Raw genomic sequence first — 19,298 nt, 5'->3', positions numbered from 1 at the left:
TGTATATGAATACAGATGTTCGTATAGACTTCCAGGCACTCCCTGCCGCCCTACCCTGGAGCACGCCCATGGCCACCGACCTCGTCGGCCGCAGTTTCCTCAAGGAGCTCGATTTCACCGCCGCCGAGTTCCGCGCCCTGGTCGAACTGGCCGCCGAGCTGAAGGCCGCCAAGCGGGCCGGCGCCGAGCAGCGGCGCCTCCGGGGCAGGAACATCGCGCTGATCTTCGAGAAGACCTCGACGCGCACCCGCTGCGCGTTCGAGGTCGCCGCCGCCGACCAGGGCGCCCGCACCACCTACCTCGACCCGGCGGGCTCCCAGATGGGCCACAAGGAGTCCGTCAAGGACACCGCCCGCGTGCTGGGCCGGATGTTCGACGGGATCGAGTACCGCGGCGACAGCCAGGAGGCCGTCGAGGCACTCGCCGAGCACGCCGGGGTCCCCGTCTACAACGGGCTCACCGACGACTGGCACCCCACCCAGATGCTCGCCGACGTCCTGACCATGACGGAGCACTGCGCCAAGCCGCTGGAGCGGATCGTCTTCGCCTACCTCGGCGACGCCCGCTTCAACATGGGCAACTCCTACCTGGTCACCGGGGCCCTGCTCGGCATGGACGTGCGCATCGTCGCGCCCAAGGCCTACTGGCCGGCCGAGGAGGTCGTGACCCGGGCGAACGAGCTCGCCGCCGCCAGCGGGGCCCGGATCACCCTGACCGAGGAGGTCGCCGAGGGCGTCGACCGGGCCGATTTCATCGCCACCGACGTCTGGGTCTCCATGGGCGAGCCCAAGGAGGTCTGGGACGAGCGGATCGCCGCCCTGGCCCCGTACGCCGTGACCATGGACGTGCTGCGCGCCACCGGCAACCCGGACGTGAAGTTCCTGCACTGCCTGCCGGCCTTCCATGACCTGGGCACCGCGGTCGGCCGGGAGATCCACGAACGGCACGGGCTGGAGTCGCTGGAGGTCACGGACGAGGTGTTCGAATCCGCGCACTCCGTCGTCTTCGACGAGGCCGAGAACCGGCTGCACACCATCAAGGCCGTGCTCGTGGCCACCCTCGCGGGCCCCACGCCCGCCTGACGGCCGCTTGGCCGCCCGCCTGCCGCCCCCCTGGCGGCCCGACCACCGCAGCCGGACCGCGGCACGGATCGCAGCGGCCGCCGCATAGTCATGCGGGCGCCTCCGCAGCGGGGCCGCCGCGGCGTCGGCCGATCGGCCTATCGCGTTTCTGTGACGGAAGTCATGACCCGGTGATACCGTCGATGCCGTGAGCCCCTTCATCGGTTCCACACCAGCGACCGAACGGTGGCGCCACCTGCGGGTGAGCCGGCAGGACGGCGTGGCCACCGTCACCCTCGACCGCCCCGAGAAACTCAACGCCCTCACCTTCGGCGCGTACGCGGACCTGCGCGACCTGCTCGCCGAATACTCCCGCGAACGCTCCGTGCGCGCCCTCGTCCTCGGCGGCGAGGGCCGCGGCTTCTGCTCCGGCGGCGACGTCGACGAGATCATCGGCGCCACCCTCGCCATGGACACCGCCCAGCTGCTGGACTTCAACCGGATGACCGGCCAGGTCGTGCGCGCCGTCCGCGAATGCCCCTTCCCGGTGATCGCCGCCGTGCACGGGGTCGCCGCCGGCGCGGGCGCCGTCCTCGCCCTCGCCGCCGACTTCCGCATCGCCGACCCCACCGCCCGCTTCGCGTTCCTCTTCACCCGCGTCGGCCTCTCCGGCGGGGACATGGGCGCCGCGTACCTGCTGCCGCGCGTCGTCGGCCTCGGCCACGCCACCCGGCTGCTGATGCTCGGAGAGCCCGTACGCGCCCCCGAGGCCGAGCGGATCGGGCTGCTCAGCGAGCTCACCGAGGAGGGCAAGGCCGACGCCCGCGCCGCCGAACTGGCCGCGCACCTCGCCGCCGGACCCGCCCTCGCCTACGCGCAGACCAAGGCCCTGCTGACCGCCGAACTCGACATGCCGCTCGGCGCCTCCGTGGAGCTGGACGCCAACACCCAGGCCCTGCTGATGAACGGCCAGGACTACGCCGAGTTCCATGCCGCCTTCACCGCGAAGCGGCCCCCGGAGTGGAAGGGCAGGTAGCGCCATGCCCGTCGCGCGCACGCTGAGGATCGCGGTGATCGGCGGGGGGCCGGGCGGGCTGTACGCCGCTGCGCTGCTCGCCCGCCAGGGGCACACGGTCCAGGTCTGGGAGCGCGGCGCCCCCGACGACACCTTCGGCTTCGGCGTGGTCCTCTCCGACGAGACCCTCGGCGGCATCGAACGGGCCGACACCGACGTCTACGCCGCCCTGAGCGCCGAGTTCGTGCGCTGGGACGACATCGACATCGTCCACCGCGGCCGCATGCTGACCTCCGGGGGTCACGGCTTCGCCGCCCTCGGCCGGCGCCGGCTCCTGGAGATCCTCCACGCCCGCTGCGCCGACCTCGGCGTCCGCCTGCACCTGCGCACGCCCGCACCCGCCGCCGACGCACTGGCCGCCTCGTACGACCTGGTCGTCGCCGCCGACGGCGTGCACAGCGCGACCCGGCGCAGCGGCGCCGCCCACTTCCGGCCGACGGTCACGGGCGGGCGCTGCCGGTACATCTGGCTCGCCTCCGACTTCGCCTTCGACGCGTTCCGCTTCGAGATCGCCGAGACCGAGCACGGCGTCATGCAGCTGCACGCCTACCCCTACGCCCGGGACTCCTCCACCGTCATCGTGGAAATGCGCGAGGAGGTCTGGCGGGCGGCCGCCTTCGACCTGTGCGACGAGGCCGAATCGGCGGCCCGCTGCGCCAAGGTCTTCGGCGAGGCCCTGCACGGGCGGCCGCTGCGCGGCAACCGCTCCGCCTGGACCGCGTTCCGCACCGTCGTCAACGAGCGCTGGTCCCACGGCAACGTGGTGCTCCTCGGCGACGCCGCGCACACCGCGCACTTCTCCATCGGCTCGGGCACCAAACTGGCCGTGGAGGACGCCCTCGCCCTCGCCGAGGCCGTCGCCGCCGAGCCCGGCGTGCCCGCCGCCCTCGCCGCCTACGAGGCGGCCCGCCGGCCCGCGGTGGCCTCCACCCAGCGCGCCGCGGCCGCCAGCATGCGGTGGTTCGAGGAGCTCGCCGGGTACGTGGACCAGCCCGAGCGGCAGTTCGCCTTCAACCTGCTCACCCGCAGCCGCCGGGTCACCCACGGCAACCTGAAGGTGCGCGACGAGCGCTTCACCCGGGCGGTGGAGCGGGACTTCGGCTGCCCCGACGAGGCGACCCCGCCCATGTTCACCCCGCTGCGGCTGCGCGGGCTGACCCTGCGCAACCGGGTCGTGGTCTCCCCGATGGACATGTACTCCGCGGCCGACGGGGACGGCATGCCCGGCGACTTCCACCTCGTCCACCTCGGCGCCCGCGCGCTCGGCGGGGCCGCCCTGGTCATGACCGAGATGGTCTGCGTGTCCCGGGAGGGCCGCATCACCCCCGGCTGCACCGGCCTGTACACCGATGCGCAGGCCGCCGCCTGGACCCGCATCGCCGACTTCGTGCACGCCTCCGCGCCCGGCACGGCCCTCGGGGTCCAGCTCGGCCACTCCGGCCGCAAGGGCTCGACCCGCCTGATGTGGGAGGGCATGGACGACCCGCTCCCCGAGGGCAACTGGCCGGTGGTGGCCGCCTCGGCCCTGCCGTACCGGCCCGGCGTCTCGGCCGTCCCGCGCGCCCTGACCCGCGCCGACCTCGCGTCGATCCGCGCCGAGTTCGCGGCCGCCGCCGCGCGGGCCGCGGGGTGCGGCTTCGACCTGCTCGAACTGCACTGCGCCCACGGCTACCTGCTGTCCGGCTTCCTGTCCCCGCTGGCCAACCGGCGCACCGACGCCTACGGGGGGCCGCTGACCCACCGGCTCCGCTTCCCGCTGGAGGTCTTCGACGCCGTCCGCGAGGTGTGGCCCGAGGACCGGCCCATGACGGTGCGGCTCTCCGCCACCGACTGGGCGCCCGGCGGCACCTCGGCCGAGGACGCCGTGGCCATCGCGGCCGCCTTCGCCGCGCACGGCGCCGACGCCATCGACGTCTCCACCGGGCAGGTCGTCTCCGACGAGGCCCCCGAGTTCGGGCGCTCGTACCAGACCCCGTACGCCGACCGGATCCGCAACGCGCTCGGGGTCCCCGTCATCGCCGTCGGCGCGATCTCCTCCTGGGACGACGTCAACTCCCTGCTGCTGGCGGGGCGGGCCGACCTGTGCGCGATCGGGCGCCCCCACCTGTACGACCCGCACTGGACCCTGCACGCCGCCGCCGACCAGTCCTACGAGGGCCCGGCCGCCCCGTGGCCCGCCCCCTACCGCGCCGGCAGCCGCAAACCCCCGACGGGCAAGGGCTGACCCGCCGGGGCTGCCGCTGCCGCTGCCGCTGCGCGGAGCCTTTTCCCCACCCCGCCCCTTCCCGCTGTGCCGGACATGCGGCTCCGCCGCGTGAGGGGCTCCGCCCGGACCCCGCGCGCTTCGCGCCGGGTGCGCTCAAACGCCGCGCGGGCTGGATTGTGCCGCTGCGCGGCAATTCCAGCTCCGCCCGGCGGGAAATCCAGCCTCGCCGGCGTTTGAGGCGCTGGGGGTACCCCCAGCGGTAGCTGGGGGAGGGTGCGGGGCGCAGCCCCGCGGCGGGGGCCGGGGCCGCAGGACCCGGTTTCGGGAAGGGGCGGGGTGGGGGAAGGGATCCGCCCCCGGACCCCCGCGGCCTCAAACGCCGGCGGGGCTGGACAAGCCCGGCCCGCGCGCCGTGTGAGCGCACGGAACCGGGCCCGGTCCGCTCAGGCGGCGGACGAGGCCAGGCATTCGTGGCACAGGCAGGGCTCGGGATGGTGCCACTCCGCCCAGCGCCAGGTCCGCAGCTCGCGCGCCTTGCGCTCGTACACGGCCGCGGCGTGCGCCGCGGCCGCCCCGTCCGGGAAGCCGGACCACTCGGCGGTCCGCAGGACGGCCGGGCTGCGCACCAGTTTCGGGCGGAAGGTGTGCAGGTGGCGGGTGGACACGAACGCCGCGACGTACCGCCTGGTGTGCCGGGGACGCCCGATCACCATGCAGTTCTCCGCTCCGTCCACCGACTCCTGGACGTACAGCCGGGAGCCGCCCTTGAAGCTCTTCGTGCCCGGACGCTGCCCCTGGCCGCCCTCGCCGTAGCGGCGCCACTGCACGACGTTCGCCACCACCATCCACAGCGGCTCGGGGCACTGTTCCCGGGCCTCCTGCGCCTCCCGCGAGCCGGTCACGCCGGGACCACCACCGCACGGTCCTCCACCGGGCGGAAGCCGAGGCGGAGGTACACGCCGGTGCTGGTCGGGTTCGCCGTGTCCGCGAACAGCAGCACCTCCGAGGCCCCGGCGGCCCGCGCCGCCCCGACCGCGGCATGCGTCACCCCGCCCGCGTACCCGCGCCGCCGCTCGGCCGGCGGGGTGTACACCGGGCCGATCCGCGAGGCCCCGCCCACCTCGGGGCTGAACGAGGCCACCGCGACCGGCCGCCCCGCGCCGTCCTCCCACAGCACCACCCCGCGCTGCGCGACCCGGTCGCGCATCATCGCGTCCCCCGGGTCGGGGTCGCCGAGTTCCCGCGAGAACGCGGTGAACCAGTCCCGTACGAGCGGCAGGTCCGCCTCGGCGGCGGTCCGGGCCCGCCCCGCGGGCGCGGGGTCGGGCGCGGCCAGCTCGCCCAGCCGGTACAGCCGCAGCACCTCCGGGGCAGCCACCGGCCGCCCCCAGGCCCGCGCGAGCCGCTCCCCGTCGGCGCGCCGCGCGTTGAACCCGCCGATGCCGCCCAGCAGCGGCTCCCGGTGCAGCGCCTCGCCGAGCGCCCTGACGGCCTCGTCCGGGACCCGGCCCAGCACCAGCGGGAACGGCGGTGTGCACATCAGAGCGCCCGCGACGGCCCCGTCGGCGCCGGTCCACCAGCCGAACACCGGGTCCTGGCCGGAGTAGGCGTGGAGCCCCCGGCGCACCAGGGAGCCCTCCACCGTCAGCAGCAGGGTGTTGGACACCGGGTCGGCGGCCACGGCCGGCCCGGCCGCGGCCCGGTAGGCGGCCAGATCGTGCGTGAAGGTCCAGGTCATGGCCTCATGATGGCGCCGCCCGCCACCCGCCCGCACCCGAAATTCCGGCCCGCCGGACCGGGCCCCCGGGCCGGGGAAGCCCCGAGCACGCCCACCGCCGGGTGCGCGCGCCGGGCACACGTCCGCCGGTGACGCGCCCGCCCTCCGCTACGGTTCCACGAACTGCGCCCCGACGTCCCGCAGCCGCGCGTGGAGTTCGCCGAAGACGGCCGCGGCCCGGTCGCCCGGCCAGTCCGACGGCAGCAGCTCGCGCGGCAGGCCGGGGTCGGCGTACGGCAGCCGCCGCCAGCTGTCCAGAGCCCGCAGGTAGTTCCGGTAGGCCTCCTCCGGGGTGGGCTCGGCGCCCTGCTGGAGGGCGCGCAGCACCGGCTCGTGCAGGTCGAGGAACTCCTCGTGGGCCTTGGCCAGGGCCGCCAGGTCCCACCAGCGGGCCACCGCCTCCGCGGTCGGCGCGAACCCCAGGTGCGCGCCGCGGAACAGTTCCACGTACGCCGTCAGGTGCAGCCGCTCCAGGGTGTGCCCGGTCTCCTGCTCCACATGGGCGGGGGCGATCCACACGCCCGGCGCCACCGCGCCGAAGCCGAGCCGGGCCAGGCGGGAGCGCAGCAGGTGCCGCTTGTGCCGCTCCTGCTCGGGGACCGAGAAGACCGCCAGCAGCCATTCCCCGGGGGCCTGCGGGGTTCCGGCGCCGCGGTCCCCGTAGATCCGCCGGTCGCCGTCGTCCAGCAGCCGGCGGGCCTCCGCGGAGAGCTCGTACCCGGCGGAGCCGTCCGCGGCGCGCGCGGGCAGCAGGAAGCCGCGCCGCTTGAGCCGGGACACCGACGAGCGGACCGACGGCGCGTCCACGCCGGCCGCGCCCAGCAGCCGGACCAGCGCGGACACCGGGACCGGGCCCCCGAAGGACCGCCCGTAGGCGCCGTAGAACGTGACGATCAGGGATCGCGGGGTGTGCTGCTCTGCCACGGGCTCACTCTAGATCGCGCAGCCGGTAGCGTTGCAGTTTGCCGGTGGCGGTTCGCGGCAGGGCGGGGACGAAGACGAACACGCGCGGGCACTTGTGCGGGGCGAGCTCGGCCCGCATGAACGTGCGCAGCGCCTCCTCCGACAGGGTGGACCCGGCCCGGGCGACGGTGTACGCGACCACGATCTGCCCGCGCCGCTCGTCCGGCCGCCCGACCACCGCCGCCTCGGCCACGTCGGGGTGGCGCATCAGGGCCTCCTCCACCTCCGGGCCCGCGATGTTGTACCCCGCCGAGACGATCATGTCGTCGGCGCGGGCGACGTAGCGGAAGTAGCCCTCCGGATCCCGGACGTAGGTGTCGCCGGTCAGGTTCCAGCCGCCGCGGACGTACTCCTCCTGCCGCGGGTCCGCCAGGTACCGGCAGCCCACGGGCCCGCGCACGGCGAGCAGCCCCGGCTCGTTGTCCGCGACCGGCCGGCCCGCGGCGTCGACCACGCGGGCCTGCCAGCCGGGGACGACCCGGCCGGTGGTCCCGGGGCGGATGTCGTCGTCGGCGGCGGAGATGAAGATGTGCAGCAGCTCGGTGGCGCCGATCCCGTTGATGATCCGCAGTCCGGTCCGCTCGTACCAGGCCTGCCAGGTCGCGGCCGGGAGGTTCTCGCCCGCCGAGACGCAGCGGCGCAGCGCGGAGAGGTCGTAGGCCCCGACGTGGTACGGGCCCAGCGCGTCCAGCATCGCCCGGTAGGCGGTGGGGGCGGTGAACAGGACCGTCACCCGGTGTTCGGCGAGGGCGGGCAGCAGCCGGCGCGGCCCGGCCTGGTCCATCAGCAGCGCGCAGGCGCCCGCGCGCAGCGGGAAGACGACCAGGCCGCCGAGGCCGAAGGTGAACCCGAGCGGCGGACTGCCCGCGAAGACGTCGTCGGGCCGGGGTCTGAGCACGTTGCGGGAGAAGGTGTCGGCCACCGACAGCAGGTCCCGGTGGAAGTGCATGCAGCCCTTGGGGCGGCCGGTGGTCCCGGAGGTGAAGGCGATCAGGGCCACGTCGTCGGCGGAGGTCTCCACGGCCGGGAAGGGCTCCCGGCGGCGCTCGGCGAGCCGCAGCAGGTCGCCGGGCCCCTCGCCGCCGTACGGGGCGATCCGCAGGCCGGGCACCGCCGCCCGGGCCAGATCGTCCAGCACCGACACGTGGCACAGCGCGTGCCGCACCCGGGCCATCGCGCACACCGTGGCCAGCTCCTGGGCCCGCTGCTGGGCCAGCACGGTGACGGCCACCGCGCCCGCCTTCATCACCGCGAGCCAGCAGGCGGCCAGCCACGGCCCGGTCGGGCCGCGCAGCAGCACCCGGTTGCCGGGGACCACGCCGAGGTCGGCGGTGAGCACGTGCGCCAGGCCGTCCACGCGGTCGCGCAGCTCCCCGTACGTCCACACCTCGCCGCTCTCGCTGCGGAAGGCGGGGCGGTCCGGGCCGAGGCGGGCGATGGTGCCGTCGAGGAGCTCGGCCCCGCAGTTGAGGCGGTCCGGGTAGGCCAGTTCGGGCAGTTCGAAGAGGAGCTGCGGCCAGGTGTGGGCCGGCGGCAGGTGGTCGCGGGCGAAGGTGTCGGTGTGGGCGGATGGCTTGAGCTCCAAGGCGGGTTCGCCCCCTTGCAACGGCAGCGGCCCCCTGGCGGGGACCGAAGTGGGTGGAGCCGGCCGTGCGGTGTTGCCACGAGCGTATCGTGATGGTGACGGCAGTCAATACGACGCGATAGAAGCGGGGATGTTCGGATGACCGGATTCGCGCTCGGAGCGGAACAAGAGGAGTGGTGCGCCGAACTGCGCACCCTGGCGGCCGCGCGGCTGCGTCCGCTGGCCGACAAGGGGGAGCCCGGGCGGGTCAACCGCCCGCTGCTGGCCGAGCTCGGCGCGCTCGGCCTGCTGGAGCGGGTCTTCGACGCGGGCGCCCTGGAGCTGTGCCTGCTGCGCGAGTCCCTCGCGTACGGGTGCACGGAGGCGGAGACGGCCCTGGCCCTCCAGGGCCTGGGCGCCCACCCGGTGCTGAGCGCGGGCACGGCGGAGCAGCGGGAGCACTGGCTGCCGCAGGTGCGGGCGGGGCGGGCGGTGGCGGCCTTCGCGCTGAGCGAGCCGGGGGCAGGGTCGGACGCGGCGGCGCTGGCCCTGGGGGCCGAGCCGGACGCGGCCGCGGGCGGAGCGGGCGGCTGGCGGCTGACCGGGGAGAAGTGCTGGATCTCCAACGCGCCCGAGGCGGATTTCTACACCGTGTTCGCCCGGACGGGTGAAGGGCCGGGCGCCAAGGGCGTCACCGCCTTCCTGGTCCCGGCCGACCGGCCGGGCCTGTCGGGGGAGCCCCTGGACATGCTCTCCCCGCACCCCATCGGCCGCCTGGTCTTCGACGGGGTCCCCGTGGGCCCGCAGGACCTGCTGGGCGAGCCGGGCCGCGGCTTCGCGGTGGCCATGGCCACGCTGAACCTGTTCCGGCCCAGCGTCGGGGCCTTCGCGGTCGGCATGGCCCGGGCCGCGCTGGACGCGACGCTCGCCCACACCGCGCGCCGGCCGGCGTTCGGCGGGGTCCTCGGCGACCTCCAGGCGGTCGGGCACCGGGTGGCCGAGATGGCCACCCGGACGGAAGCCGCCCGGCTGCTGGTCTACGCGGCCGCCGGCGCCTACGACGCGGGCGCCGCGGACGTCCCGCGCCGCTCGGCGATGGCGAAGCTGCTGGCGACGGAGACGGCACAGTACGTGGTCGACCACGCCGTCCAGCTGCACGGGGCGGCGGCGCTGCAGCGCGGCCACCTCCTGGAGCACCTGTACCGGGAGGTCCGCGCCCCGCGGATCTACGAGGGTGCGAGCGAGGTCCAGCGGACGATCATCGCGCGGGAGCTTTACCGGTGAGCCCCGAGCGCATCAACCCGGCCGAGCTCTCCCCGCCGGCGGGCTTCTCCCACGCGGTGGCCGCGACCGGGTCCCGGCTGGTCTTCCTCGCGGGCCAGACCGCCCTGGATGCCTCGGGCAAGATCGTCGGCGACACCCTGCCCGAGCAGTTCGAGCGGGCCCTGTCCGGGCTGCTGACGGCGCTGGCCGCGGCCGGCGGCACGGCGGCGGACCTGGTGCGCGTGACGGTGTACGCGGTGGACGTGGCGGAGTACCGGGCCTGCGCCCGCGAACTGGGCCGCATCTGGCGGCGCTTGGCGGGCCGCGACTACCCCGCGATGGCGGTGGTGGGGATCGTCCGGCTCTGGGACGTGGAGGCCCTGGTCGAACTGGACGGCATCGCCGTCCTCGACGGGGCGGCTCCACCACGGCTTTGACAGGGGGCGGACGAGGAGGGAGGGTGGATATGTCCCGGTTTGTGACATCATCAACAATGCTCGGAGGTGCATGGCCATGCGCCGAGGGATCATTGCAGCAGTCGTGGCGGGGGTCGCGGGCGCGACGCTCGGCCTCATGCCGGTGAGCAGTGCTTTCGCCGCGGGACCCACGCAGGTGCCCCAGAACAACCGCTGGTGCGACGACTGGCGCGGCGACTGGCGCGACTGCTGTGACTGGAACTACCGCGGCGACCGCTACGACCGGTGCTGGGACGTAGACGCCTGGTACGGCTACCGCAACTACGACCGGTACGACCACGGGAACCGCCACTACAACCACGACCACGGACGCGGCTACGTCATCGTGTACGGCAACTGGTACGACCCCTGGTACGACGGCCGCTAGCACGCACCCCTGAAGCGCATCGCCGGAGCGCCTCGCCGAAGCCCGCCGAGCCGCCTCGTGCGACGAGGGGCCGGCCCGGGACACCCCGGGCCGGCCCCTCCGCTTGCTGCCCGGTCGGCGCGGGCGGCCGGGCGCGCGCCCCGCGCTCAGCCCTCCAGCAGCGTCCCCATCCACTCCTCGATCCCGGCGACGGTGCGCGGCAGCGCCCCCGACATCAGGCGCGCCCCGGTCGCCGTGATGACGAGGTCGTCCTCGATGCGGACGCCGATGCCCCGCAGTTCCGGCGGCAGCGTCTCGTCGTCGGGCTGGAGGTACAGGCCGGGCTCCACGGTCAGCACCTGCCCCTCCTCCAGCACCCCGTCGAGGTAGGTCCCGGCGCGCGCCTTGGCGCAGTCGTGGACGTCGAGGCCGAGCATGTGGCCGCTGCTGCAGAGGGTGTAGCGCCGGTGGAGGTCGCCCTGCGCGTCCTTGAGCACGCCCCACTCCGCCAGTCCCTCCGCGATCACCCGCATCCCGGCGCGGTGGAAGTCGCGGAAGCTCGCGCCGGGGCGCAGCGCGGCGATGCCCGCCTCCTGGGCGGCGAGCACCAGCTCGTACACCTGCTTCTGGACGGGGGAGAAGCGGCCCGACAGCGGGAGGGTGCGGGTGACGTCTGCCGTGTAGAGGGTGTCGGTCTCCACGCCCGCGTCCAGCAGCAGCAGTTCGTCCCGGTCGAGCCGCCCGTCGTTGCGGATCCAGTGCAGGACGCACGCGTGGGCCCCTGATGCCGCGATGGTGTCGTACCCGGTGCCGTTGCCCTCGGCGCGGGCGCGCAGGTCGAAGACGCCCTCGATCCACCGCTCGCCGCGCGGGTGCGCCAGCGCCCGCGGCAGCGCCCGTACGACGTCCTCGAACCCGGCGGTGGTGTGGTCGACCGCGAGCTGGAGCTGCTCGACCTCCCAGGCGTCCTTGACCAGGCGCAGTTCGGAGAGCGCGGCCGCCAGCTCCGGGTCGGTGGCGGGATTGCGGCCCTCCGGGGTCCCCAGGGTGTCCAGGTGGGCGCAGCGCAGCCCGGTCAGGCGCTCCGCCTCCGCCAGGTCGGGGCGGCGGCCCACCCAGAACTCGCCGTAGCGGCGGTCCCGGTAGAACTCCTCGTTGCCGTCCGTGCGCGCGGAGCGCGGGCGCAGGTAGAGCACGGCCTCGTGGCCGTGCGGGCCCGCGGGCTCCAGCACCAGGACGTGGCCCACCTGGTCCTCGCCGGTCAGGCCGGTCAGCCAGGCGTACGCGCTGTGCGGGCGGAAGCGGTGGTCGCAGTCGTTGGAGCGGACCTTCAGCTCACCGGCGGGGACGATCAGCCGCTCGCCCGGGAACAGCGCCGAGAGCCGCGCGCGCCGGGCGGGGGTGACGTCGTACCCGGGGACCCGTGCCGCGTCGGGGAGCGGCGACGGTGCCCAGTTGCCGGCCATGAAGCGGGACAACTCGGGGGATACCGGCAGGTCGTGGCTGCCGATGTTGAGGCGGGAGGAGGCGTCGGTCACGGGGGCTCCCTGGGGAGGACGAGAACTGGTGGGTGCACAGGTCTTGTCAGTGCAATTTCACATTACTATGTTACAGCTCACACCGCGGCGCGTTAATCCCCGTCAAACGCCGTGCGTCACAAGGCAGTTCGCGTACCACGCGCGAGGCGCCATGCCCGCACCACGCACCCGCACCACGCACCAGCCTCACGCACCGCGTCCCACCCCAGCACCCTGCGCGCCATGTCCCCCACCTCCCCTTTTCCAGGAGTCCTTGGTGTCCCAGCACAGAGCCGTGCGTACGTCCCTCCTCTCGGCCGCCGTGGCCGTCACCCTCCTCGCCACCGCCGGGCAGGCCGTGACCCAGGCCGCCGAGACCGTGGCCGCCCCCGCCCCCGCCCGGGCCGGTGCCGCAGCCGCGCCCGCGGCCTTCACCGGCGGGGCGCCCGGCGCGAACCCGTTCGACGAGGTCGACCGCGTCGCCACGCAGAAGGAGGCCGTTCCCGCCCCGGCCCCCGCCCCCGGTGCCGACCGGGCCCCCGGCACCGCCCCGGCCCCCGCCCCCGCAGCAGGCCGTACGCCGGGCGCCGCCACGGCCGCGGCCGCGCCCGCCGAGCGCACCGAGAAGAGCCGCAGGTCCGTCGCCGCCCAGGCCGCGCCCGCCGGCAAGACCACCGCGGGGGTCCCCTGCACCCTCGACGGGATCACCGGCCTGTCGCCGGAGCAGTTCGCCGACTTCCTCGGCGACCAGGCCGTCACCGCCGAGGGCTGTCTGCGGAACCTGATCTGGACCTGGGACGCCCGCCTGGCCCCGGTCATGTCCGACGCCCACGTCCAGGCCGTCTCCCGGCGGATATCCGCCCTGGCCGCCGCCCACGACGGCCGCAACTCCTCCCACCTGGAGGAGATGTTCACCTACCTGCACGCCGTGGCCTACCACGACTACTCGCGCTCCGAGATCGACGTCACCGACGCCCCGACCGTCGACGCCATGCGCCGGGCCATCGCCGACTTCGGCGCCGCCGCCCACACCTTCGACACCACGGCCTCCAACGCCCGCACCCTGCGCGAGGCCCTCTACGCCGGCAGCGCGCCCGGCCTGCGCCAGCACCAGCTGGAGCTGATCAAGAAGGTCCTGGCCACCATGGACCCGGCGCACCCGGCCACGCACCAGGACACCGCCTGGGCGGGCGCCGCCCTGGCCGCCCTGTCCGTGAACTACCTCGGCGTCTACCCGGGCAACCAGGACACCGCCTTCCACGCGGCGGTGGCCGCCGACGCCGCGTACCGCGACGTCTTCAAGGCCTTCGCCGGATACGGCCACCTCAAGGGCACCGCCAACTCCTGGGTGGCGCGCGACGCGCTCGGCGAGTTCGGCCGCTTCGGCCAGGTCGACGCGGTCAAGGACCGCACCGTCGCCGACCTCGGCGCCCTGCTCCCGGTCGCCCGCTCCACCTTCGGCGACGGGAGCGAGCAGTGGGCCAAGGTGGTCTCCTGGCTCAACTTCTACGGGGCGTGCAAGCCGTACGGGGTGTGCAAGGAGGACATCGAGAAGCAGCTCTTCCCCCACACGTACACCTACGACAACGGCGGCATCAAGGTCCGCACCGCCCTGGACCGGGCCACCGTCGACCAGCTCTACTACGCCAGCAAGCAGGTCAAGACGCAGTTCCACCGGGTCCTGGGCACCGACCAGCCGCTCGCCGGCGATCCGAACACCACCCTGAACATCGTCCTGTACGCCTCCCGCGCCGACTACGTGAACTACCACCCGATCCTGACGGGCTACGGCACCAACAACGGCGGCATCTACATCGAGAACGGCGCCACCTTCTACACCTACCAGCGGCGCGTCCCGCAGGACTCCACCCTCACCCTCGAGGAGCTCTTCCGCCACGAGTACACGCACTACCTCAACGGGCGCTTCGCCGTCCCCGGCTTCTTCGGCCAGGGAGCCTGGTACGAGAACGACCGCACGACCGCCATGGACGAGGGCACCGCCGAGTTCTTCGACGGCGCCACCCGCGACAACGGCATCGCCGTCCGCAAGTCCCTGGTCCGCGGCATCATCAGCGACACCGCGGGGGGCGGCCCGCGCATGAGCGTCGACCAGCTGCTGCACGCCACGTACGACGGGGACGGCTTCCGCTTCTACAACTACGCGGGCACCTTCTTCGAGTTCCTGTGGACCGAGAAGCCCTCGCTGCTGCGCGAGATGTACACCCACCTGCGCAGCGACGACGTGGCCGGCTTCGACGCCTGGCGCCACCGGATGGGCTCGGACACCTACCTCCAGCGCGACTACGACCGCTTCCTGGACGCGCAGATCGCCAAGGTCAACGACCTGTACGTGCCGAACACCGTCTTCACGCCCAACGAGCAGCTGCGCGACTCCGCGCTCGCGGCCGTGAAGTCCTCCTTCGCCACGGCCACGTACAACACGCCGGACTGCGTGGAGAACGGGGACCCGGGCAAGCGGCGGTTCACCTGCACCGGGCGGATCACCGCGAACCTGAGCAACTGGCACAGCGACGACCAGAACTTCAAGGACATGTCGGAGACGGTGGACTACTTCCTCCTGGACCGGGCGGGCGCGGCCTCCAACAACCTCGCCGACATGAACTGCACCTTCGGCCCGGTGGAGGTCTGGTCCAACCACAAGGCCGGGACCTCGGGTTACAGCTGCGAGGGACCGCTGCGCAGCTGAGCGGCGCCGGCGGTCGGCCCCGCTGCCACGGGGGGCGGGGCCGGCCGCCGCGCAGGCCCGAGAGGGGCCTAGGCACCCACTAAAGAATGTGACATATTACTGCCGTGCCCAAGAGACATCCCCTGGACGTCGTGATCATCGGAGCCGGCGTCGTCGGCGCTGCCTGCGCGTACTACGCGGCCCGCGCCGGCCTGCGCACGGCCGTCGTCGACCGCGGCCCCGTCGCCGGCGGCACCACCGGTGCGGGGGAGGGCAACCTCCTCGTCTCCGACAAGGAGGCCGGCCCGGAGCTCGACCTCGCCTTGCTGTCGGCGGCCCTGTGGCGCCAACTCGCCGCGGAGCTCCCGCAGGAGGTCGAGTACGAGCCCAAGGGCGGCCTCGTCGTCGCCCCTGACGAAGCCACCCTGAAGGCACTGCGCGACTTCGCCGCCAGCCAGCGCGCCGCCGGGGTGGAGGCGCGGGAGGCCGACCCCGCCGCACTGCGCGACCTGGAGCCGCACCTCGCACCGGGGGCGGCCGGCGGGTTCCACTACCCCCAGGACGCCCAGGTCCAGCCGGCCCAGGCGGCGGCCCGGATGCTGGCCGCCTCCGGGGCCGAGCTCCACCTGGGCGAGGAGGTCACGGCCGTGCTGCGCACCGCCGACGGCCGCGTCCGGGGCGTCCGCACGCCCCGGGGCGACCTCGCGGCCCCCGCGGTGGTCAACGCCGCCGGGACCTGGGGCGGCCGCATCGCCGAACTCGCCGGCACCACGCTGCCGGTGCTTCCGCGGCGCGGGTTCGTCCTGGTGACGGAGCCGCTGCCGCGGCTGGTCCGGCACAAGGTCTACGCCGCGGACTACATCGCGGACGTCGCCAGCGGCTCCGCGGCCCTGCAGTCCTCGGCCGTGGTCGAGGGCACCCCGGCGGGCCCGGTGCTGATCGGGGCCACCCGGGAGCGGGTCGGCTTCGACCGCTCCCTGTCGGTGGAGGCCCTGCGCCGCCTCGGCGCCCAGGCGGCCGCGCTGTTCCCGGTCCTGGCGGACGTCCGGGTGCTGCGCACCTACCACGGCTTCCGCCCCTACCTCCCCGACCACCTCCCGGCCATCGGCCCGGACCCCCGCGTCCCCGGCCTCCTCCACGCCTGCGGCCACGAGGGCGCCGGCATCGGCCTGGCCCCGGCCACGGGGGTGCTCATCGCCTCGTCCCTGACCGACACCCCGCCCCCCGTCCCCCTCGCGCCGTTCGACCCGAACCGTTTCCCTCCCAGCCCGTCCGGCGTTTGAGGACCGGAAGTCCGGGGGCGGAGCCCCCGGGATACGGAGAAAGGGCGGGGCGGGGAGAGGCTCCGCGCAGCGGCCCCCGCCCCGGACCGCCCACCCCCCGCCCGACCGCACCACAGCCCACCCCCCGCCCGACCGCAACAGGCCCACCCGCCCGGACCACCCTGCCCGCCCGGTGGCGACCGGCCCCACCCGCCGAGGGAGACACGAAGATGACCCACCCCGCCCCCCGGCCGGACCGGACCCCCCGCACCCTGGTCGGAGGCCACCCGGACGCCACCTACACCCTCCGCTTCGACGGCCGCGAACTGACCGCCGGCGCGGGCCAGAGCATCGCCGCCGTCCTGTGGGCCGCCGGGATCCTCGCCTGGCGCACCACCCGCGTCGGCGGCCGCCCCCGCGGCGCGTTCTGCGGCATCGGCAGCTGCTACGACTGCCTCGTCACCGTCAACGGGCGCCCGAACCAGCGCGCCTGCCTCGTCCCCGCCCAGCCGGGCGACACCGTCACCACCCAGGAAGGGACCGGCCGTGCCGACCTCGCCGTCTGACCCGCGACCGAAGCCTTCGCAGCCGCCGCAGCCCCCGGCCGACCTCGCGGTGGTCGGCGCCGGCCCGGCCGGCCTGGCCGCCACGGTGGCCGCGGCCTCCCTCGGCCTGCGCGTGGTCCTGCTGGACGCGGGGGAGCGGCCCGGCGGCCAGTTCTACCGGCACCCGGCCCCCGCCCTGGGGGCCGAGCGCCCCGAGGCCCTGCACCACGGCTGGGGCGCCTTCGCCGAGCGGGACGCCGCCCTCGCGGCCCACGTCGCGGCGGGCCGCGTCACCCACCTCGCCGGCCACCACGTCTGGACGGTGGTCCCGGCGGCCGCGGAGGCCCCGGCGGCGACTCCTGGGCCGGCCGAAGCCTCCCCCGCCTGGACCCTGCACGCCGTCGCCGCCCCCGACGACCGCCCGGCCACCGTCCACGCCCGAGCCGTCCTGCTGGCCACCGGCGCGTACGAACGCCAGCTCCCCTTCCCCGGCTGGACCCTCCCCGGGGTGGTCGGCGCGGGCGGCGCCCAGGCCATGCTCAAGTCCGGCCTCGTCCTGCCGGGCCGGCGCGTCGTCGTGGCCGGCAGCGGCCCCCTGCTCCTCGCCGTCGCCGGCTCGCTCGCCGCGGCCGGGGCCCGGGTGCCGGCCGTGGTCGAGGCCGCCGCCTACACCGCGTACGCCCCGTACCTGCCGGCCCTGCTGCGCAATCCGGCCAAGCTCGCCGAAGGCGCCACGTACGGCGGCGCCCTGCTGCGCCGTCACATCCGGCTCCTGACCCGCCACGCGGTGACCGCCGCGCACGGCACCGACCGCGTCGAGGCCGTCACCGTGGCCCGCCTGGACCGGGACTGGCGGCCGGTGCCCGGCACGGCCCGCCGGATCCCGTGCGACGCCGTCGCCGTGGGCCACGGGCTGGTTCCGCAGCTGGAACTGGCCACCTCCCTCGGCTGCGCCACCCGCCGCGCCGCGGACGGCACGGTGGCCCTGGAGCTCGATGCGCGCCAGCGGACCTCCGTTCCCGGCATCTGGTCCGCGGGCGAGACCGGCGGCATCGGTGGCGCCCAACTGGCCGTGGTCGAGGGGGAGATCGCCGCCCATGCGATCGCCGGCCGACCCGTTCCCGCCGCCCTGTCCCGCCACCGCGCCCGGCTGCGCGCCTTCGCCGACGCCATGGGCGCGGCCCACCGCCCGGGCGCCGGCTGGACGGACTGGCTGACCGACGACACCGACGTGTGCCGGTGCGAGGAGGTCCCGGCCGCCCGGATCCGGGAGGCCGTGTGCGACCTCGGCGCCCGGGACGCCCGTACGGCCAAGCTCCTCACCCGCGCCGGGATGGGCTGGTGCCAGGGCCGGATGTGCGGCCCGGCCGTGGCGGCGCTCGCCGGCGAGGAGCCGGCCGCGGACCGCCGGCCCCTGTCCTGCCCGGTGCCCCTGCGCCATCTGGCCGAACTGCCCGCCCCCGAGGCCTGATCGGCGGCGCACCCACGGCCCGCCGGGTTCCCGCCCGCACTCCGCCCGCCGCCGAACCGCAGGCTCCGGCCCCTTGTGGCCGAGTCGCACCCCCAAGTAAAATGTCACACACCACTCTAGGGAGCTCTCCATGACCGACGCGCACACCGCCGCGCCCGCGCCCTCCGCCCCCGCGGACACCCGTACCCGCCCCTGGCACGGCATCATGGTCGCCACCGCCCTGCCGCTGCGGGAGGACCTCTCCGTCGACTACGACGCCTACGCCGAACACGTCGCCTGGCTCATCGCCAACGGCTGCGACGGCGTGGTCCCCAACGGCTCCCTCGGCGAATACCAGACCCTCACCGACGAGGAGCGCGCCCGCGTCGTCCGCACGGCCGTCGAGGCCGCCGGCGACGGCGGCCGCGTCATGCCCGGCGTCGCCGCCTACGGCAGCGCCGAGGCCCGCCGCTGGGCCGACCAGGCCGCCGAGGCCGGCGCCGGCTCCGTCCTCCTCCTGCCGCCCAACGCCTTCCGCGCCGACACCGAGGCGGTCCGCGCGCACTACGCCGAGGCGGCCCGCTCCGGCCTGCCGGTGGTCGCGTACAACAACCCCATCGACACCAAGGTGGACCTGACCCCCGAACTGCTCGCCCGGCTCCACGCCGACGGCAGCATCGTCGCCGTCAAGGAGTTCAGCGGCGACGTGCGCCGCGCCTACGAGATCGCCGAACTCGCCCCGGGCCTGGACCTGCTGATCGGCGCCGACGACGTCCTGCTCGAACTCGCCCTCGCCGGCGCGGTCGGCTGGATCGCCGGCTACCCCAACGCCCTGCCGCGCTCCTGCGCCACCCTCTACCGGGCCGCCGTCGCCGGCGACCTCGCCACCGCGCTGCCGCTCTACAAGTCCCTGCACTCCCTGCTGCGCTGGGACTCCAAGACCGAGTTCGTCCAGGCCATCAAGCTCTCCATGGACCTGGCCGGACGCCACGGCGGCGCCACCCGCCCGCCCCGCTTCCCGCTGGCCGGGGACACCGAGGCGGCCGTCCGCGCCGCCACCGAGAAGGCCCTCGCCGAGGGACTCAACTAGCCGACCGGGGGGACCCC

General features: G+C 75.1%; 16 protein-coding genes. 11 read left to right on the top strand and 5 right to left on the bottom strand.

All coding sequences use genetic code 11. The features are described 5' to 3' along the window. Positions 1–68 precede the first annotated feature (68 nt). The 3 genes from argF (at position 69) to AB0953_RS28350 (ending at position 4,360) form a co-directional block, all read left to right on the top strand. A complete protein-coding gene (argF, locus tag AB0953_RS28360) occupies positions 69–1,082 on the top strand; it encodes an ornithine carbamoyltransferase (protein WP_366862415.1) in 1,014 nt (337 codons plus the stop codon). Positions 1,083–1,269: 187 nt separating this feature from the next. Further along, positions 1,270–2,097, top strand: a complete 828-nt coding sequence (locus tag AB0953_RS28355; protein ID WP_366862414.1) for an enoyl-CoA hydratase family protein — start codon at positions 1,270–1,272, stop codon at positions 2,095–2,097. A gap of 4 nt (positions 2,098–2,101) precedes the next feature. Then, a complete protein-coding gene (locus AB0953_RS28350) occupies positions 2,102–4,360 on the top strand; it encodes a bifunctional salicylyl-CoA 5-hydroxylase/oxidoreductase (RefSeq protein ID WP_366862413.1) in 2,259 nt (752 codons plus the stop codon). A 425-nt stretch (positions 4,361–4,785) separates the two neighbouring features. On the opposite strand, the gene AB0953_RS28345 is transcribed toward AB0953_RS28350, so the two are convergent. The 4 genes from AB0953_RS28345 to AB0953_RS28330 all read right to left on the bottom strand — a co-directional run bounded on the left by AB0953_RS28345 (position 4,786) and on the right by AB0953_RS28330 (position 8,667). Next, positions 4,786–5,244 (bottom strand): hypothetical protein, encoded by a 459-nt coding sequence (locus AB0953_RS28345; protein ID WP_366862412.1) that lies wholly within the window; start codon positions 5,242–5,244, stop codon positions 4,786–4,788. Then, on the bottom strand, positions 5,241–6,080 hold the full coding sequence (locus AB0953_RS28340) for a GNAT family N-acetyltransferase (RefSeq protein WP_366862411.1): 840 nt from the start codon (positions 6,078–6,080) through the stop codon (positions 5,241–5,243). Before AB0953_RS28340 ends, AB0953_RS28345 begins: the two co-directional genes overlap by 4 nt. Before the next feature lie 147 nt (positions 6,081–6,227). Next, complete coding sequence (locus AB0953_RS28335; protein ID WP_366862410.1) at positions 6,228–7,043, bottom strand: PaaX family transcriptional regulator C-terminal domain-containing protein; 816 nt, start codon at positions 7,041–7,043, stop codon at positions 6,228–6,230. 4 nt (positions 7,044–7,047) lie between these two features. Beyond that, positions 7,048–8,667: an AMP-binding protein gene (locus tag AB0953_RS28330; RefSeq protein WP_366862409.1), complete on the bottom strand. Its 1,620-nt coding sequence runs from the start codon at positions 8,665–8,667 to the stop codon at positions 7,048–7,050. A 138-nt stretch (positions 8,668–8,805) separates the two neighbouring features. Between AB0953_RS28330 and AB0953_RS28325 the strand changes: the two genes are divergently transcribed. From AB0953_RS28325 to AB0953_RS28315, 3 genes are all read left to right on the top strand, one after another. After that, entirely contained in the window at positions 8,806–9,930 is a 1,125-nt protein-coding gene (locus AB0953_RS28325; protein ID WP_366862408.1) for an acyl-CoA dehydrogenase family protein, read from the top strand. Continuing rightward, entirely contained in the window at positions 9,927–10,346 is a 420-nt protein-coding gene (locus tag AB0953_RS28320) for a Rid family hydrolase (protein ID WP_366862407.1), read from the top strand. The genes AB0953_RS28325 and AB0953_RS28320 overlap by 4 nt, the downstream gene beginning before the upstream one ends. A gap of 76 nt (positions 10,347–10,422) precedes the next feature. Then, positions 10,423–10,752, top strand: coding sequence for a hypothetical protein (locus tag AB0953_RS28315; protein WP_366862406.1), 330 nt, complete (start codon positions 10,423–10,425; stop codon positions 10,750–10,752). Between the two features lie 146 nt (positions 10,753–10,898). On the opposite strand, the gene AB0953_RS28310 is transcribed toward AB0953_RS28315, so the two are convergent. Then, complete coding sequence (locus tag AB0953_RS28310; protein ID WP_366862405.1) at positions 10,899–12,269, bottom strand: aminopeptidase P family protein; 1,371 nt, start codon at positions 12,267–12,269, stop codon at positions 10,899–10,901. A 256-nt stretch (positions 12,270–12,525) separates the two neighbouring features. Here AB0953_RS28310 and AB0953_RS28305 point away from each other — a divergent pair, with 256 nt between their 5' ends. From AB0953_RS28305 to AB0953_RS28285, 5 genes are all read left to right on the top strand, one after another. Next, positions 12,526–14,955, top strand: coding sequence for a collagenase (locus AB0953_RS28305; RefSeq protein WP_366862404.1), 2,430 nt, complete (start codon positions 12,526–12,528; stop codon positions 14,953–14,955). A gap of 104 nt (positions 14,956–15,059) precedes the next feature. Then, positions 15,060–16,217, top strand: a complete 1,158-nt coding sequence (locus AB0953_RS28300) for an FAD-binding oxidoreductase (RefSeq protein ID WP_366862403.1) — start codon at positions 15,060–15,062, stop codon at positions 16,215–16,217. A 209-nt stretch (positions 16,218–16,426) separates the two neighbouring features. After that, on the top strand, positions 16,427–16,762 hold the full coding sequence (locus tag AB0953_RS28295; protein WP_366862402.1) for a (2Fe-2S)-binding protein: 336 nt from the start codon (positions 16,427–16,429) through the stop codon (positions 16,760–16,762). Further along, positions 16,743–18,212 (top strand): NAD(P)/FAD-dependent oxidoreductase, encoded by a 1,470-nt coding sequence (locus AB0953_RS28290; RefSeq protein WP_366862401.1) that lies wholly within the window; start codon positions 16,743–16,745, stop codon positions 18,210–18,212. Before AB0953_RS28295 ends, AB0953_RS28290 begins: the two co-directional genes overlap by 20 nt. Positions 18,213–18,342: 130 nt before the next feature. Then, the gene (locus tag AB0953_RS28285) at positions 18,343–19,281 is read left to right on the top strand and encodes a dihydrodipicolinate synthase family protein (RefSeq protein WP_366862400.1); all 939 of its coding nucleotides are present in this window, start codon (positions 18,343–18,345) and stop codon (positions 19,279–19,281) included. Positions 19,282–19,298: the final 17 nt, after the last annotated feature.

Source organism: Streptomyces sp. NPDC046866, from assembly GCF_040704625.1.
In the GTDB taxonomy this organism is placed as follows: Bacteria; Actinomycetota; Actinomycetes; order Streptomycetales; family Streptomycetaceae; genus Streptomyces.
Note: the sequence above shows the minus strand (reverse complement) of the source record. Positions and strands in the feature narration are given on the sequence as shown.

Excerpts from the sequence above, each read along its gene's own strand:
- argF (WP_366862415.1), top strand. The coding sequence starts at position 69 with ATGGCCACCGACCTCGTCGGCCGCAGTTTCCTCAAGGAGCTCGATTTC.
- AB0953_RS28350 (WP_366862413.1), top strand. The coding sequence starts at position 2,102 with ATGCCCGTCGCGCGCACGCTGAGGATCGCGGTGATCGGCGGGGGGCCG.
- AB0953_RS28340 (WP_366862411.1), bottom strand. The coding sequence starts at position 6,080 with ATGACCTGGACCTTCACGCACGATCTGGCCGCCTACCGGGCCGCGGCC.
- AB0953_RS28325 (WP_366862408.1), top strand. The coding sequence starts at position 8,806 with ATGACCGGATTCGCGCTCGGAGCGGAACAAGAGGAGTGGTGCGCCGAA.
- AB0953_RS28315 (WP_366862406.1), top strand. The coding sequence starts at position 10,423 with ATGCGCCGAGGGATCATTGCAGCAGTCGTGGCGGGGGTCGCGGGCGCG.
- AB0953_RS28295 (WP_366862402.1), top strand. The coding sequence starts at position 16,427 with ATGACCCACCCCGCCCCCCGGCCGGACCGGACCCCCCGCACCCTGGTC.
- AB0953_RS28285 (WP_366862400.1), top strand. The coding sequence starts at position 18,343 with ATGACCGACGCGCACACCGCCGCGCCCGCGCCCTCCGCCCCCGCGGAC.